Source organism: Mesorhizobium sp. M0243 (assembly GCF_040321775.1).
In the GTDB taxonomy this organism is placed as follows: domain Bacteria; phylum Pseudomonadota; class Alphaproteobacteria; order Rhizobiales; family Rhizobiaceae; genus Mesorhizobium.
On the sequence record NZ_JAMYSF010000094.1, the window covers coordinates 1 to 506 of the forward strand.

A 506-nucleotide genomic window follows, 5' to 3' on the forward strand; every position below is an offset into this window, starting at 1 on the left:
TTGTGCTGTCGAGCAAGGAAGATCCAGCCACCAAGGGCGAGGCGTTCGCTGCGGGAGCGAACGACTATCTCGTCAAACTGCCGGACCGTATCGAGTTGATTGCACGTATTCGATATCACACGCGGGCCTATCTGGATCACGTCCAGCGAGACGCGGCGTACCGAGCGCTAAGGGAAAGCCAGCGACAGCTGATCAGTGCAAATCTCGAGCTTGAACGTCTGACGAGGATCGATGGCCTGACGGGTCTAGGCAACAGGCGCTATTTTGACGAATATCTGGCGGCTGAATGGAAGCGCGCTTTTCGCGCACAGTCCCCATTGTCGCTGTTGATGATCGATGCAGACAACTTCAAACAATACAACGATACCTATGGCCACATGGCCGGCGACGAGGTGCTCAAGCAAATCGCCAGCGTAATCCAGAGTGGTTCCGGCCGCTCCACCGATCTCGCTGCGCGGTACGGAGGCGAAGAGTTCGTCATCGTGCTGGTCGACACTTTACTGGAA

General features: G+C 56.5%; 1 protein-coding gene. It reads left to right on the top strand.

What is annotated here, in order from left to right:
* Positions 1-506, top strand: a 506-nt coding sequence (locus NKJ11_RS33785; protein WP_352795195.1) for a diguanylate cyclase, incomplete at both ends; no start/stop codon positions are given.